At 71.8% G+C, this 13,799-nt stretch carries 16 protein-coding genes; 4 read left to right on the forward strand and 12 right to left on the reverse strand.

Annotation, left to right across the window (positions count from 1 at the left end):
- The first annotated feature begins 44 nt into the window (after positions 1 to 44).
- Positions 45 to 803, forward strand: coding sequence for a LamB/YcsF family protein (locus OCEPR_RS05595; RefSeq protein ID WP_013457738.1), 759 nt, complete (start codon positions 45 to 47; stop codon positions 801 to 803).
- Positions 800 to 2,308 carry a 5-oxoprolinase subunit PxpB gene (pxpB, locus tag OCEPR_RS05600; RefSeq protein ID WP_013457739.1) on the forward strand — a complete coding sequence of 503 codons (1,509 nt, stop codon included), beginning with the start codon at positions 800 to 802 and terminating at the stop codon, positions 2,306 to 2,308. Before OCEPR_RS05595 ends, pxpB begins: the two co-directional genes overlap by 4 nt.
- Here the strand turns inward: pxpB and OCEPR_RS05605 are convergent.
- Genes OCEPR_RS05605 through OCEPR_RS05635 form a run of 7 tightly spaced genes read right to left on the reverse strand, consistent with a single transcriptional unit; the run spans position 2,305 to position 7,055 of the window.
- Positions 2,305 to 3,102 (reverse strand): deoxyribonuclease IV, encoded by a 798-nt coding sequence (locus tag OCEPR_RS05605; RefSeq protein WP_013457740.1) that lies wholly within the window; start codon positions 3,100 to 3,102, stop codon positions 2,305 to 2,307. The genes pxpB and OCEPR_RS05605 overlap by 4 nt on opposite strands.
- A gap of 1 nt (position 3,103) precedes the next feature.
- Positions 3,104 to 3,670, reverse strand: a complete 567-nt coding sequence (locus tag OCEPR_RS05610; RefSeq protein ID WP_013457741.1) for a septal ring lytic transglycosylase RlpA family protein — start codon at positions 3,668 to 3,670, stop codon at positions 3,104 to 3,106.
- A 3-nt stretch (positions 3,671 to 3,673) separates the two neighbouring features.
- Positions 3,674 to 4,708: an aminopeptidase P family protein gene (locus tag OCEPR_RS05615; protein ID WP_013457742.1), complete on the reverse strand. Its 1,035-nt coding sequence runs from the start codon at positions 4,706 to 4,708 to the stop codon at positions 3,674 to 3,676.
- A gap of 32 nt (positions 4,709 to 4,740) precedes the next feature.
- Entirely contained in the window at positions 4,741 to 6,060 is a 1,320-nt protein-coding gene (gene asnS, locus OCEPR_RS05620; protein WP_013457743.1) for an asparagine--tRNA ligase, read from the reverse strand.
- Positions 6,061 to 6,069: 9 nt separating this feature from the next.
- Entirely contained in the window at positions 6,070 to 6,651 is a 582-nt protein-coding gene (locus OCEPR_RS05625; protein WP_013457744.1) for a hypothetical protein, read from the reverse strand.
- On the reverse strand, positions 6,641 to 6,856 hold the full coding sequence (locus OCEPR_RS05630) for a helix-turn-helix transcriptional regulator (protein WP_013457745.1): 216 nt from the start codon (positions 6,854 to 6,856) through the stop codon (positions 6,641 to 6,643). Before OCEPR_RS05630 ends, OCEPR_RS05625 begins: the two co-directional genes overlap by 11 nt.
- Positions 6,831 to 7,055, reverse strand: coding sequence for a hypothetical protein (locus tag OCEPR_RS05635; RefSeq protein ID WP_013457746.1), 225 nt, complete (start codon positions 7,053 to 7,055; stop codon positions 6,831 to 6,833). Before OCEPR_RS05635 ends, OCEPR_RS05630 begins: the two co-directional genes overlap by 26 nt.
- 176 nt (positions 7,056 to 7,231) lie before the next feature.
- Between OCEPR_RS05635 and OCEPR_RS05640 the strand changes: the two genes are divergently transcribed.
- Together OCEPR_RS05640 and OCEPR_RS05645 are read left to right on the forward strand one after the other, a co-directional pair.
- Entirely contained in the window at positions 7,232 to 7,798 is a 567-nt protein-coding gene (locus tag OCEPR_RS05640) for a YeeE/YedE family protein (RefSeq protein ID WP_245544472.1), read from the forward strand.
- Entirely contained in the window at positions 7,795 to 8,211 is a 417-nt protein-coding gene (locus tag OCEPR_RS05645) for a DUF6691 family protein (RefSeq protein ID WP_013457748.1), read from the forward strand. The genes OCEPR_RS05640 and OCEPR_RS05645 overlap by 4 nt, the downstream gene beginning before the upstream one ends.
- An 18-nt stretch (positions 8,212 to 8,229) precedes the next feature.
- Here OCEPR_RS05645 and OCEPR_RS05650 read toward each other — a convergent pair whose 3' ends face one another.
- From OCEPR_RS05650 to hisS, 5 genes are read right to left on the reverse strand one after another with little or no spacing between them, the layout of a single operon-like run.
- Positions 8,230 to 9,057, reverse strand: a complete 828-nt coding sequence (locus OCEPR_RS05650) for an HAD family hydrolase (protein WP_013457749.1) — start codon at positions 9,055 to 9,057, stop codon at positions 8,230 to 8,232.
- Positions 9,042 to 9,860 carry an HAD family hydrolase gene (locus OCEPR_RS05655; protein ID WP_013457750.1) on the reverse strand — a complete coding sequence of 273 codons (819 nt, stop codon included), beginning with the start codon at positions 9,858 to 9,860 and terminating at the stop codon, positions 9,042 to 9,044. The genes OCEPR_RS05650 and OCEPR_RS05655 overlap by 16 nt, the downstream gene beginning before the upstream one ends.
- On the reverse strand, positions 9,857 to 10,756 hold the full coding sequence (locus OCEPR_RS05660; protein WP_013457751.1) for a PhzF family phenazine biosynthesis protein: 900 nt from the start codon (positions 10,754 to 10,756) through the stop codon (positions 9,857 to 9,859). Before OCEPR_RS05660 ends, OCEPR_RS05655 begins: the two co-directional genes overlap by 4 nt.
- A gap of 3 nt (positions 10,757 to 10,759) precedes the next feature.
- Positions 10,760 to 12,514 carry an aspartate--tRNA ligase gene (gene aspS, locus OCEPR_RS05665; protein ID WP_013457752.1) on the reverse strand — a complete coding sequence of 585 codons (1,755 nt, stop codon included), beginning with the start codon at positions 12,512 to 12,514 and terminating at the stop codon, positions 10,760 to 10,762.
- Complete coding sequence (gene hisS / locus OCEPR_RS05670) at positions 12,511 to 13,773, reverse strand: histidine--tRNA ligase (RefSeq protein WP_013457753.1); 1,263 nt, start codon at positions 13,771 to 13,773, stop codon at positions 12,511 to 12,513. The genes aspS and hisS overlap by 4 nt, the downstream gene beginning before the upstream one ends.
- Positions 13,774 to 13,799 lie beyond the last annotated feature (26 nt).

Consider the following 13,799-nt stretch of genomic DNA (forward strand, 5'->3'; position numbering starts at 1 on the left):
CGAGCCCCTTTCCGGCGTGCAACAATATGTACGAGGAGGTGCCCATGCCCAGCATCGATCTGAACGCCGACGCCGGGGAATCGTTCGGCCCCTGGAAGATGGGCAGCGACGAGGCGCTGTTTCCGCTGCTCAGCTCGGTCAACCTGGCCACCGGCTTCCACGCCGGTGATCCGCTCACGATGCAACGCAGCATCGCCCTGGCCAAAAAGCACGGGGTCGCCGTAGGGGCGCACCCGGGGTTTCCCGACCTGGTGGGCTTCGGTCGCCGCGACCTGGCGGTGACGCCCGAACAGGCTTACGCCGACACGCTCTATCAGATCGGGGCGCTCGCGGCCTTCCTGAAGGTGGAGGGCATGCCGCTTCACCACGTCAAACCCCACGGGGCGCTCTACCTGCAGATGCTCCGCAACGAGGCGACCGCCGAGGCGGTGGCGCGGGCGGTGCGCGACTACGACCCCGAACTGCCGTTGGTGCTGCTTCCGAACACGCCCATGGAGGCGGCGGCCAGGCGGGTGGGGGTGCGCTACGTGCGCGAGGCCTTTCCCGACCGGGCCTACCTCGCGGACGGCCGGCTGGCGCCGCGCAGCATGGAGGGGGCGCTCGTCCGCGACCCCGAGCGGGCCGCCGAAAGGGCGGTGCAGATGGTCCTCGAAGGAAAGGTCGCGGCCCTGGACGGCGGCGAGGTGGAGGTCCGGGCCGAGACCCTCTGCGTTCACGGCGACAACCCCGAGGCCGTCGAGATCGCGCGCGCGGTGCGGCGGGCGCTCGAGGCCGCGGGGGTGGACGTGCGCAGCTACCGATGACCTGGGGCGCCTACCTCGTCTACGGGCGCGGCATCGACCCCCGGGTGGGCGCACGGGTGGCCCGCGCCGCGGCGGCCATCGAAGCCGATCCGCCCGCCTGGCTGCGCGACTGGATCCCCAGCTACGACCGCATCTTCGTCGAGTACGACCCGCGCAGCGTGGACGCCGGGGCGCTCGGCGACTGGGCCCGCGGCCTCGAGGCGGGGGAGGGGCCGGAGGGGCGCCGCGTCGAGATCCCGGTACTTTACGGCGACCTCGACCTGCCCGAGATCGCCGAGCGCACCGGCCTGAGCCCCGAGGAGGTGGTCCGGCTGCACGCCGGCGTGGACTACCGCGTCTACGCCGTCGGCTTCACCCCGGGCTTTCCCTTCATGGCCGAGGTGCCCGAACCCTTGCGCCTGCCCAGGCGCGCCGTCCCCCGCAAGCGCGTGCCGGCGCACGCCGTGGGCATCGCGGGCGTCCAGACCGGCATCTACCCCCAGGAGAGCCCCGGGGGCTGGAACCTGCTCGGGCGCACCCTGGTCCGGGTCTACGACCCCCACCGCGCGCGGCCCTTCCTGCTCGAGCCTGGGGACCGGGTGCGGTTCGTGCCGCGGAAAGGCGCGCCGCCCGGTCCGCCCCAGCCCGTGGAGCTGCTCGAGGCGGGGGAGGGCGCGGCGGTGTTCGAGGTGCTCGAGCCCGGGTTGCTCACCCTCCCCGTCGACGCCGGACGCTTCCGCGCCGGCCGCTACGGGTTGGCGCGCAGCGGCCCCCTCGACGCCCGCTCGCTGGGGGTCGCCAATCGCCTGATCGGCAACCCGCCCGAAGCGGCCGCGCTGGAGCTGAACCTCGCCGGGCCGGTTCTCGAGGCCCTAGAAGGCGTGACCGTGGCCCTGGCGCTGCAGGACGCCCACGGACGCATGCGGGCGTGGGCGCGCACCCTGCGGCGCGGCGAGCGCCTGGACCTGCGCGTCCTTTCCGGCGGCGCCCGCGGTTACCTGGCCGTGCCCGGCGGCCTGGTGCTGGGCCGCTTCATGGGGAGCGCCAGCCCCGACCTCAAGGGGCGCATCGGCCGCCCACTGCGGGCCGGAGACCGGCTGCGGGCGGCGGCCGCGCGAAGCGGTTTGCGCAGGGTGGAGCTAAGCTGGCGCCGCGACGGGCGGGCGGAGCCCGAGGTCGTCTTGCGGCTGTGGCCGGGGCCGCAGGCGGAGCCCGAGGCCCTGGAGGCGCTCTTGCGCGGCCGTTTCCGCGTCGCGGCGGCCGACCGTATGGGGGTGCGCCTCGAGGGGGCCGCGGTTCCCGGAGGCGAGGTGACGAGCGAAGGCGTGCCCCTGGGCGCGGTGCAGGTCCCCCCGGGGGGCGCGCCGATGCTGCTCCTCGCCGACCGCGGCACCATCGGCGGCTACGCCAAACCCGCGGTCCTGCACCCCGCGGACCTGGCGCGGGCGGGCCAGTTGCGCGAAGGCGACCGGCTGCGCTTCGTGCTCGACCCCGCGGCGCGGGCCTACGACGTCCTCGACGTCTAGCCGAGCCCCGCCCAGCGCCGGAACGTCTGTAGGTTGTAGCCGTCGGCCTCCTTGGGGGTTTCCATGATGAAGGTCTTGTCCGCAAGGCGCGCGTCGCGGACGATCTCGGCGAGCGCCGCGCCGATCTGCCCCTCCCCAAGGTTGGCGTGGTGGTCCACGCCGCTCGCGAGCGCCCCCACCGAGTCGTTGAGGTGGACGAGCGGCACGCGCTCGAGGCCGACGGTGCGGTCGAGTTCGTCGAGCACGCCGGCGGGGTCTTCGTGCAGCGGGTAACCGGCGGCGAAGGCGTGGCAGGTGTCGAAGGTCACGCCCATGGGGGTGCCCTCGATCAAGGCGGCCAGCTCCTCGAAGCGCCGCCCCACCTTGCGGCCGCGACCGGCCACGTTCTCGAGCAGCAGCCAAGGGCCCGCCGGCGCGAGGGCGAGCGCCTTCAGCGCCCCCTCGCGCACCCGGTCGGGAGGACCCGAGCCGGGGTGCACGACCACGTAGTCGACCCCCAGCAGGGCGGCCTTCTCCAGGTCGTCGGCGAGGCTGAAGACGCTCTTCTCCCAGAGCTCCCCCTCGGCTCCGAGGTTGACCAGGTAGGAGGCGTGGATGGCGGTGCGGCGCACGTGGCCGATGGCCAGCGCGTCGCGGAAGGCCTCGGCTTCGCCGGGCCGCAGGCTGCGGGTTCGCCAGCTGCGCGGGCTCTTGGCGAAGAGCTGGGCCGCGGTCGTGCCCAGTTCCTCGGCGCGGTCGAGGGCGGCGGCGTAGCCGCGCCGGCCGCTGATGGAGTTGTGGAATCCGTAGTGCACGTCAGTCCTCGTAACCGACGACCTCGATGCGCACCCGCGCGGTGCCCGTGCGGATCAGGCCGATCTCGCGCGCGGCGGCGTAGCTGAGGTCGAGGATGCGGTTCTTCTTGAAGGGGCCCCGGTCGTTGATGCGGACGGTCACCCGGGCGCCGGTATCGAGCCGGGTCACGCGCACCACGCTGCCGAACGGCAGGGTGCGGTGCGCCGCGGTGTAGGCGTACATGTCGAAGACCTCGCCGCTCGCGGTGCGGCGGCCGTGGAAGTTCGGCCCGTACCAGGAGGCCACGCCCTCCTCGACGTAGCCCAGCGGGGCCGCGGGCGGCGGCGGGGGGCCGGGCACGACGAGGACCTGACCGGGGTGGATGCGGTCATCCGTCAGCCCGTTGGCCGCGCGCAGCGCCTCGACGCTGATCCCGAAGCGGCGCGCGATGGCGAAAAGGGTGTCGCCCGGCTGGACGACGTGCACCCGCGCTATCGTCGTAGGCGCGGCCGCGGCGGCGGGCGCCGACGCCCGCGGGGCGCAAGCGGCGAGCGCCGCGAGCAGCAGGACCGCGAACACCGGCCGCACGCCTCAGACCTCCGTCCAGCCCCGGGGGCTGTGGCTGAGCAGCTCGAGTCCGTTTTCGGTGACGACGGCCAGCTCCTCGATGCGCACCCCGCCCCGGCCGGGCAGGTAGACGCCGGGCTCGAGGGTGACGACCATTCCCGGCTCCAGCACCTCTTCCGAACGCGCGTTCAGGAAGGGGGCCTCGTGGATCTCCAACCCCACGCCGTGCCCCAGGGAGTGCACGAACTGGGGGCCGTATCCGGCGGCCTCGATGACGCGGCGCGCCACGGCGTCGAGCTCGCGCGCCGCCACGCCGGGCCGGGCCGCCTCCAGCGCCGCCTCCAGCGCCTCCAGGACCACGTCGAAGACGCGGCGCATCTCGCCGGTGACTTCGCCTACGGCGACGGTGCGGGTCATGTCGGAGTGGTAGCCGCCGACGACGGCCCCGAAGTCTAGGGTAACGAGCTCGCCGGCCTCGATCGCCCGGTCCGAGGCGACGCCGTGGGGCAGCGCCCCCCGGGGGCCCGAAGCGACGATGAAGTCGAAGGCCGCGCCCTCGGCGCCCTCGCGCCGCAGCCAGAACTCGAGGTCGAGGGCCAGGTCGCGCTCGCGCACGCCCGGGCGGATGCGGGGCAGCAGCCAGGCCAGGCCCCGGTCGGCCAGCGCCGCGGCCGCACGGATGCGGGCGATCTCATCGGGGGTCTTGAGGCGGCGCGGCCGCTCGACGAGGTTCTCGGTCGCCGCCCATTCGGCCGAGGTGACCGCGCGCAGCCGCTCCAGTTCGGCGCAGGGGAGGTGACGGGCTTCGTAACCGACGCGCAGGCCGGCGACGTGGGGCTCGAGGAAGCCGTAGCCCTCCCGGGGGTTCACGATCTCCACCGGAACGCGCGACTCCGCGGGCGCCTGTTCGCCGTAGCGGGCGTCGGTGAAGAGGACCGGGGCTTCGGGACGGTAGAGGACCCAGGCGTCCTCGGGTGCGGTGAAGCCGGAGAGGTAGCGGACGTTCTCCGGACGCTTGACGAGCAAGGCGTCGACGTTGGAGGGCAGAGTAATCTTCATGTTTCACGAGCTCCCAGTTCGTGATGAATATCTCATGGGCGCATCCGCGTGTACATCCGCGGGAAGGGAATGGCCTCGCGCACGTGGGCCAGGCCGGCGATCCAGGCGACGGTGCGCTCGAGCCCCAGCCCGAAGCCCGCGTGCGGCACGCTGCCGTACCGGCGCAGGTCCAGGTACCAGTCGAAGACCTCCTCGGGCAGCCCGTGCTCGCGGATGCGCTTCAGCAGCAGCCCCGGCTCGTGGATGCGCTCGGAGCCGCCGATGATCTCGCCGTAACCCTCGGGGGCGAGCAGGTCGTCGTTCTTGACCAGGCTCGGGTCCTCGTCGTCGGGCTGCATGTAGAAGGCCTTGATGGCCGCGGGGTACTTTTCGATGAAGACCGGCCGGTCGAAGCGGCGGCTGATCGCCGCTTCGTGGGGCGCGCCGAAGTCTTCGCCGTAGGGAAGGGCGTCCACCTCGGGGTCGCTGGCGGCGATCTTCTCGAGCAGGTCGATGGCCTCCTTGTAGGTCAGGCGCGGGTAATCGCCCGCGGCCGCGGGCTCGAGCGCCGCCGGATCGCGCCCCAGCAGCTCCAGCTCGCGCGCGCGGTGCTCGAGCACCCGGCCCACCAGGTAGCTCACGTAGGCCTCCTGCAGGGCGACGTTGCCCTCGTGGTCCAGGAAGGCCGCCTCGGGCTCGACCATCCAGAACTCCAGCAGGTGGCGCCGGGTCTTGGAGCGCTCGGCGCGGAAGGTGGGGCCGAAGGTGTAGACCTTGCCGTAGGCCAGTGCCCCCGCCTCGGCGTAGAGCTGGCCCGACTGGCTCAGGTAGGCCTTCTGGCCGTCGAAGAGGTCCACCTCGAAGAGCTCGGTCGTCCCCTCGACGGCGTTGGGCGTCAGGATGGGGGTGTCGAAACGAACGAAGCCGCGCTGGGCGAAGAAGTCGTAGGTGGCGCGCTCGATCTCGTCGCGGATGCGCATCACCGCCCACGGCCGGCGGTGGCGCAGCCAGAGGTGGCGGTGGTCCATCAAAAACTCGATGCCGTGTTCCTTGGGGGTGATGGGGTACTCGCCCTCGGGCTCGCTCAGCACCTCCAGGCCCAGCACCTCGATCTCGTAGCCGCCGGGAGCGCGGGCGTCGGCCTTGACCCGGCCCCAGACCTCGAGCGCCGTCTCCTGGCGCAGGTGGTCGGCGCGGACGAAGGTCGCTTCGTCGACGTTGCCCTTGAAGACGGTGGCCTGGATGAAGCCGGTGCCGTCGCGAACGATGAGGAAGTGCAGCTTGCCCTTGCTGCGCCGGTTCACCAGCCAGCCGGCGAGCCGCACCTCCTGCCCCTCGTAACGGGCGATCTCTTCGATGTACGCGCGTTGCATGCACCGAGTTTAACGCAGCTCGCGCCAGGCCGCCCACTCGAGCACGATCGCGTAGACCGCGAGCACCACGGCGAAGAGCTCCAGCGCCGTCGGCCGCGCCAGCACGAGCACCAGAAAACCGGTCCCCAGCCCCGCGGCGTGCGCCGCCGTCGAGGCGCGCACCAGCACCGAACGCACGTACTCGTCCACCAGCAGGCGCTCGCCCGCGCCGGGCAGCACCACCGCGACGAGGGAAAGCGCGGGCAGCAGGAGCAGGGGGTGGCCGGAGAAGGCCAGGTAGAGGAAGGCCACTGCGGTGACCGCAACCCAGACCGAGAAGACCGCTACACGCGCGCCTCTGCCGAACAAGCCTTCGTCGCCGCGGGGCGCGGTATCGCCGGCGACCGCCGCCACCTGGACCTGGCCCGAGGGCGCGACCATCCCAATCCAGGCCACCACGGCGGCCAGAAGAAGCACGCCCGCCAGGTAGGCCCAAACCAGCGCCCAGGCGGCCGGCACCGCCCCCGCCCGGAAGGCCACCAGGGCCACGACGGCCAGCACGATCGCGGTGCCGTTGATCGAGATCTTTACCTTGGGTCGTTCACTCGGCATGGAGAGCCTCGCTTTCCTCGGGTTCGAAGACGTCCTCGATGGCCAGCCCGAAGACCGCGGCGATCTTGAAGGCCAGCGGCAGGCTGGGGTCGTAGCGCCCTTTCTCGATGGCGTTGACGGTTTGGCGGCTCACGCCCAGCCGCTCGGCCAGCGCTGCCTGGCTCCAGCCGCGCTCGGCCCTAAGCACCGGAAGCCTGTTCTTCAAGGCGACCCACCTCCAGGCGCTCGGCGGCGTGCATGAACCAGCGCGCGGCGCGCATGAGCAGCCGTGCCGCGGCCCGGCGCCAGGAACGGGGCATAGCGCGGTTGGTCGTGCGGAGGCGCGCCGCTTCCGTGCGCAGCAGCAACAAACGTTGCTCGATGGCCTCGTTGATCGCGTGCGGGTTGAGGTTGCCGGATCCCATGTCAAGCCTCCTTGACACCATGGTAAAGCTAGCCTGACGATATGTCAAGTGTGCTTTACACTCGCCGCGCCGTCTCGGCTCGACGGAGGCCCATGCGGGACGGATAGCCCTAAGCATGGGGCGCTCATGGGTAAATAATGAGCGCGAAGCGGGAGGTGAAGGATTTGCAAGAGATCATGACGCAACTCTGGCCCTGGTACGTTTCCGGCCCTCTGCTGGGCTTGATCGTGCCGCTCTTGCTCTGGCTCGGTAACAAGGACTTCGGCATCTCGGCCAACCTGCGTCACGTCTGCGCAATGTGGCCGGGCAAGAAACCCGCCTTCTTCCAGTACGACTGGAAGAAGGAGACCTGGAACCTGCTCTTCGCGCTGGGGCTGCTGGCGGGCGGCTTCCTGGCCGGCTACCTGTACCCGGGAGACCCGGTCAGCCTCAACGGAACCGTGCTCGAGCGCATCAAGAGCTGGGGTCTCGACGATCCGCAGGCCATCGTTCCCGTCAAGCTGTTCGCGGTCAGCGCGCTGGCTTCCTGGAAGGTCTGGGTCTATTTGCTGCTCGGCGGCTTCTTGATCGGCTTCGGGGCCCGCTACGGCGGGGGGTGCACCTCGGGCCACGCGATCACGGGGATCGCGGCCTGGCAGCTGCCCTCGCTGGTGGCGGTCATCTTCTTCTTCGTGGGCGGCCTGATCGGGGCCTGGTGGATCCTGCCCGGACTGGTCGCCTGGATCACGGGAGGTGCCGGATGAGGTTCCTCTTCGGTCTGGCTTACTTCTTGGTGGGCGTCCTCGGCGGCGTCACCCTGGTGCAGTCGCAAGCGGCTTCCTGGTACCGTATCCAGGAAATGTTCCAGTTCGGGGCCTTCCACATGTACGGCATGATCATGTCCGCGATCCTCGTGGCCATGATCGGCGTCTGGCTGTTGCGGGGGAAGCGCAGCCTCGAAGGGCCCGAGATCAGGATCAACGACAAGGCCCGCACCTGGACCCGCTACATCGTCGGGGGGACGATCTTCGGTCTGGGTTGGGCGCTGGCGGGCGCCTGCCCGGGGCCCACGCTGGCGCTGATCGGCGCCGGCTGGCCGGCCTACCTGGTCCTCTTCGCCGGAATGATACTGGGGACCTGGGTCTACGGCCTGTTGCGGGACGTGCTGCCGCACTGAAGCGGATTCGCGCTCGCCCTACGGCCGGGCCCGGGCCCGGCCGTAGGTCTGCAGGATCAGCTCGGCGGCCTCGAGCAGACCGCCTTCGTCCGCGGGCGCGACCACGCGGTCGGCGGCCTGCTGCACGAACTCCGGGGCGTTGCCCACGGCGATGCCCAGCCCCGCGGTTTCGAGCCCGCCGAGATCGTTGAGGCCGTCGCCCAGCATCACGGTGGCCTCGGGCGCGACGCCGTAACGGCGGGCCAGCTCGAGCAACCCCGTGCCCTTGTGCCCCGCGGGCGGCTTGAGGCCGAGGATCCAGTGGTCTTCACGGGGGCCGTAGGCCTCGATGCGAACCCCCTGGCCCAGTTCCGTGCGCAACTGCTCCAGGCGGCTTGTGGGAACCCGCATCAGCCAGACCCCCACGAGGGGCAGGCCGGGCACGGCCTCGGGATCGATGGCGAAGGAGGGCGTTCCCGTCGCGGCTACGTGCTCGTGGCGGTCTTCGGGCGGCCGGGTCGCCAGGTGGTAGCGGACGCCCAGGGCGGTGTGGAACTCGGCGCTGAGTTCGTGCGCGTGGAGGACCTCGAGCAGCCGCCGCACCGCGGAGCCGCTGAGCGTCCGGCGGCTGCGGATGCGGCCGCGGGCGTCGGCGATCAGCGCGCCGTCGGAAAAGGCGTGCAGGCCGTCCGGGTGGATGCGCCGCGCCGCCTCCAGCGCGAAGCCGGCCGGCAACCGGCCGGTGTTGACCGCGAGCAGGTGGCCCGCCGCGCGCAGGCGCTCGAGGAACCGCGGCGCATCGGGAAGGAAGACCCCGTGCCTCAGCAGGGTGCCGTCGAGGTCCAGCGCGATCAACGCCCGCGCCACAAGCCCTCCAGCGCTTCGGCGAGGCCGCAGCGCTCCACCGGCGCAACCACGCGGTCGGCCGCCTGCTTGACCTCGTCCGGCGCGTTGCCCATGGCAATGCCCACGCCGGCGGCGCGGATCAGCTCAAGGTCGTTGGCGCCGTCGCCGATCATGGCCACCTCGCGCATCGTCACCCCGAAGCGCTGGGCCACCCAGCGGGCTGCGCTCAGCTTGCCGGCGCTGCGTTCGAGCAGCGAGGCGTAGAGCACCCCCGGTGTCGCGGGGCTGGTGCCCAGGTGCCAGGAAAGCCGCCCGTCCACCTGGGTGTCCACCGCGGCCCGGACGCGTTCCCAGGCGGGGCCGGGGCGGACGACCCACTGCACCCGGATGACCGTTTGCGCGAAAGGCAGCCGCTGCAGGTCGGCGCGCGAAAAGGGCACGCCCAAAAGCCGCTCGTGGGCCTCCAGATCGGCGGCGGCGCGTTCGACGTAGATCCCGCCCTCGGCGGTGTAGGCCTCGAGGGGGAGGGCGCGGGCGCGGGCCAGGTCGACGATCCGGTGGTAGGCCGTCCGCGGCAGCGGCACGGCGTGCACCGGGGTGCCGTCCGCACGCGCGACCAGCGCCCCTTGGTGAAAGACGTGCAGACCCTCCGGGTCGAGGCGGCGGGCGTAGTCGAGGCTCCGGCCGGCGCTTGGGCGGCCGGTGGCCAGCGAGAGGTGCAACCCGTGGGCGCGCGCCTCCCGCGCCGCCGCCCAGGCGCAGTCGGGCACCCCGTCCGGCCCGTGCAGGGTGCCGTCGACGTCGACGAAGACGAGGCGGATCATCGCACGCCGATCCATCCCGAGTGGGCGACCACCGCCGGACCGCCCACGTAGACCGCGTAGGGCTCACCCGAGACGGCGTACTCCACGCGCACGTGCACCACGCCGGGCACGCCCAGGTGGTGGCCCTGGAGCACCTGGATCTCGGCCGACCCCTCACGCCGCGGCACCACCCCGGCGCGGGCCAGCAGCGCGGCCAGCGCGCCGTTCGCGGTTCCGGTTACGGGATCCTCGGGGATCCCCAGGGCGGGGGCGAAGTCGCGAGCGTAGTAGGCCCGCGGACCCACCGGCGCGTAGGCGTGCACGGTGTCGACTTCGAGCGCCGAGCAGATCTCGACCAACCGTTCCATGTCGGGCTCGAGCTCGTCGACCAGCCCGGGCGCGATCAGGGGCACGAAGGCGGACCACAGGCCGCTGAAGGCGACGCCGCTGGGCAGCCCCCGGTGCAGGTAGCGCTCGTTGATGCCCAGGGCCTCGAGCAGCTCGCGCAAGGCGCTCCAGGAAAGCACGTCGCGGAAGCGGGGCGCGGGTTCGCGCATCACCGCCTGGATCACCCCGGCCTCGTCGCGTTCCAGGTGCACCGGGATGTTGTCCACGGGGGTCTGCAGGAAGAGCTGCCGCTCGCTTTCGCCGAGGCGCCCCTGAAGCGCCAACGTCACCGCCAGGGCGATGGCGGCGTGCCCCGCGAACTCGACCTCGCGGGCGGGGGTGAAGAAACGCACCGAAAACACGTTGTCCTTCCAGTCGGTGACGAAGACGGTCTCGCTGGTCTCGAGCTCCTGAGCGACGCCGCGCATCTGCGCGTCCGAGAGCCCGCGCGCGTCGAGCAGCACCGCGGCGCGGTTCCCGGTGCCCGGGGTGCGGGTGAAGGCGTCGACGAGCAGGTAGGGCAGCTTCACCGGCTACTCCTCGATCTTCAGGTGCAGCTCCGCCAGCTGCTCCGGGGAGACCGGCGCCGGCGCGCCGGTGAGGGGGTCGCGGCCCGACTGGTTCTTGGGGAAGGGGATGACCTCGCGGATGCTCGCCGCGCCGCTCATCAGCGCCAGGAAGCGGTCGAGCCCCCAGGCGATGCCGCCGTGCGGCGGCGCGCCGTAGCGCAGCGCTTCGAGGAAGAAGCCGAACTTCTCCTCGGCCTCCTCCCGGGGGATGCCGAGCACGTCGAACATCTTCTGCTGCAGCTCCATGCGGTGGATGCGGATCGAGCCCCCGCCCACCTCGGTGCCGTTGAGCACCAGGTCGTAGGCCTGCGCCCGCACCCGGCCCGGGTCGCTTTCGAGCAGCGGCAGGTCCTCGGGGTGGGGGGAGGTGAAGGGATGGTGCATGTAGGTCCACAGCTCCAGGTCGCTGTCCCACTCGAGCAAGGGGAAGTCGACGACCCAGAGGAAGTTCCAGCCGCTGCGCTCGATCCCGAGAAGGTCGGCGAGCGCCAGGCGCACCTGACCCAGGGCCTCGAGCGCGGTGTTCCAGCGGTCGGCGACGAAGAGCACGGTCTCGCCCGGCCGCGCCCCCCAGGCGCGCAGGGCTCCGTCGTCCAGGAACTTGGCGATGCCGCCGCTCAGGCCGTCCTCGCCCACCTTGACCCAGGCCAGCCCCTTGGCGCCGTAGCGCTTGGCCACTTCTTCCAGCCCCGCGATCTGCTTGCGCGAGAGCTCGGCCGGCGCCCGCAGGCCGCGCACCGCGCCCCCGGCCTCCAGCACGCTGCGGAAGGCGTTGAAGTTCGAGTTCGCGAAGAGCGCGTCCGCGGGCTCAAGCTCGAGGCCGAAGCGGGTGTCGGGCTTGTCGGAGCCGTAGCGCTCCAGCGCCTCGCGGTAGGGCATGCGCGGGAAGGGGAGGGGCAGCTCCACCCCCAGCGCCTCGCGGAATACGTGGGCCACGAGCCGCTCGTTGATCGCCCAGATGTCCTCCTGGCTTACGAAGGACATCTCCAGGTCCAGCTGGGTGAAGTCGGGCTGGCGGTCGGCGCGCAGGTCCTCGTCGCGGAAGCAGCGGGCGATCTGGAAGTAGCGGTCCACCCCCGCGATCATCAGCATCTGCTTGAAGAGCTGCGGCGACTGCGGCAGCGCATAGAACTTGCCGGGCTCGAGCCGGCTGGGCACCAGGAAGTCGCGCGCTCCCTCCGGAGTGCTGCGGGTGAGGAAGGGGGTCTCCACCTGCACGAAGCCCTCGGCGCTGAGGAAGTCCCAGATGGCCTTGATGACCGTGTGGCGCAGCCGCAGACGGTCCAGCATCGGCTTACGCCGCAGGTCGAGGTAGCGGTACTTGAGGCGCAGGTCCTCGTTCACGCGCTCCGCGGGGTCGTCCTCGCCGCGCCAGGAGGCGTCCACCGGGAACGGCGGCGTCGCCGCCTCGTTCAGCACCTCAAGGCGCGCGGCCGCGACCTCGACGCGCCCCGTCGCCAGCTCGGGGTTCACCTGGTCGGCGGGACGGGCGCGGACCGTGCCCTCGATTTCGAGAACGTACTCGCCGCGGACGCGCTCGGCTTCGGCGAAGGCGGGACTCTCGGGATCCACGACGACCTGCACCAGCCCGGTTCGGTCGCGCAGGTCCAGGAAGACGAGGCCGCCCAGGTCGCGCCGGCGGTTGACCCAGCCCTGCAACAGGACCCGTTCGCCTTCGTGCCGTTCGTTCAGTTCACCGCAGTAATGGGTGCGTTTCACGCCGTTCCACCTCGAATCCATTCTTTCACTTCATCCGGACGCAGCGTGCGCTGCTGGCCGGTCTTCAGGTCCTTGACCGTCAGCGTGCCCGCCGCGGCCTCGTCGGAGCCGAGGAGGCCCGCGAAGCGCGCCCCCTTCCTTTCCGCCTCCTGCAGGCCCTTGCCCGGCCTGCGCGCCTTGAGCGCGTACTGCACGCGCAGCTCGGGCCAGAAGTGTGCGGCCATCTCCAGCGCACGCGGCACCAGATCGGGCTCGAGCGGCACCACGTAGAGGTCGAGGCCGGGCGCGGGGGCAGGGGAGAGGCCCTCGGCCTCCATGGCCAGGGCGACGCGCTCGACCCCCAGCGCCCAGCCGACCCCCGGCGCCGGGGGGCCGCCCAGAAGCTCGCTGAGGCCGTCGTAGCGGCCCCCGCCGCCCAGGGCGGACTGGGCGCCCAAAAGCTCGTGATGTATTTCCCAGGAGGTGCGCACGTAGTAGTCGAGCCCCCGCACGATCGTGGGGTCGACCTCGAAGGGCACGCCGAGCGCCCGCAGGCGCGCCTGCACCGCTTCGAAATGTGCGCGCGCGGCCTCGCCCAAAAAGTCGAGCATCGGGCGCACCTCCAGCGCCTCGAGCAGGCGCCGGTCGGCCTCGGCCTTGGAATCGAGGATGCGCATGGGGTTGGTCTCGAGGCGGCGCCGCGAATCTTCGGAAAGCCGCTGGGCGTGGGGTGCCAGACGCTCGCGCAGGTAGGCGTTGTAGCGCGCGCGGTCTTCGGCGTCGCCCACCGATCCCAGCTTGAGGCGCATCCGCGAGAGCCCCAGGCCGGCGAGAATCCGCCAGGAAAGCACCACGGCCTCGGCGTCGACCTCGGGCTCGGCCGCGCCGATCACCTCGTAACCGGTCTGGTGGAACTGGCGCTGGCGGCCCTTCTGGGGCCGCTCGGCGCGGAACATGGGGCCCGCGTACCACAACCGCACCGGCTGCGGCCAGACCTTCATGCCGTGCTCCAGGTAGGCGCGCACGACCCCGGCGGTGCCCTCGGGGCGGAGCGTCAGCGAGCGGCCGCCGCGGTCGCTGAAGGTGAACATCTCCTTTTGCACGATGTCGGTCGTCCGGCCCACGCCGCGCTCGAAGACCTCGGTGTGCTCGAAGATCGGCGTGGCGATCTCCTCAGCGCCCGCGGCCTCGGCCCAGCGGCGGGTCGCCTCGACGACGGTGCGGTGGTAGGCCAGGGCGGTTCCGAGCAGGTCGTGGGTTCCCTTGACGGCGCGAATCACGGCGCCATTTTAGCACTTAAGCGGCC

The sequence above is a fragment of the Oceanithermus profundus DSM 14977 genome (genome assembly GCF_000183745.1).
In the GTDB taxonomy this organism is placed as follows: Bacteria; Deinococcota; Deinococci; order Deinococcales; family Marinithermaceae; genus Oceanithermus; species Oceanithermus profundus.

Bases quoted from the DNA above. Each gene is read 5' to 3' on its own strand.
- OCEPR_RS05595 (WP_013457738.1), top strand. From the start codon at position 45: ATGCCCAGCATCGATCTGAACGCCGACGCCGGGGAATCGTTCGGCCCC.
- pxpB (WP_013457739.1), top strand. From the start codon at position 800: ATGACCTGGGGCGCCTACCTCGTCTACGGGCGCGGCATCGACCCCCGG.
- OCEPR_RS05615 (WP_013457742.1), bottom strand. From the start codon at position 4,708: ATGAAGATTACTCTGCCCTCCAACGTCGACGCCTTGCTCGTCAAGCGT.
- asnS (WP_013457743.1), bottom strand. From the start codon at position 6,060: ATGCAACGCGCGTACATCGAAGAGATCGCCCGTTACGAGGGGCAGGAG.
- OCEPR_RS05625 (WP_013457744.1), bottom strand. From the start codon at position 6,651: ATGCCGAGTGAACGACCCAAGGTAAAGATCTCGATCAACGGCACCGCG.
- OCEPR_RS05635 (WP_013457746.1), bottom strand. From the start codon at position 7,055: ATGGGATCCGGCAACCTCAACCCGCACGCGATCAACGAGGCCATCGAG.
- OCEPR_RS05640 (WP_245544472.1), top strand. From the start codon at position 7,232: ATGACGCAACTCTGGCCCTGGTACGTTTCCGGCCCTCTGCTGGGCTTG.
- OCEPR_RS05645 (WP_013457748.1), top strand. From the start codon at position 7,795: ATGAGGTTCCTCTTCGGTCTGGCTTACTTCTTGGTGGGCGTCCTCGGC.
- OCEPR_RS05655 (WP_013457750.1), bottom strand. From the start codon at position 9,860: ATGATCCGCCTCGTCTTCGTCGACGTCGACGGCACCCTGCACGGGCCG.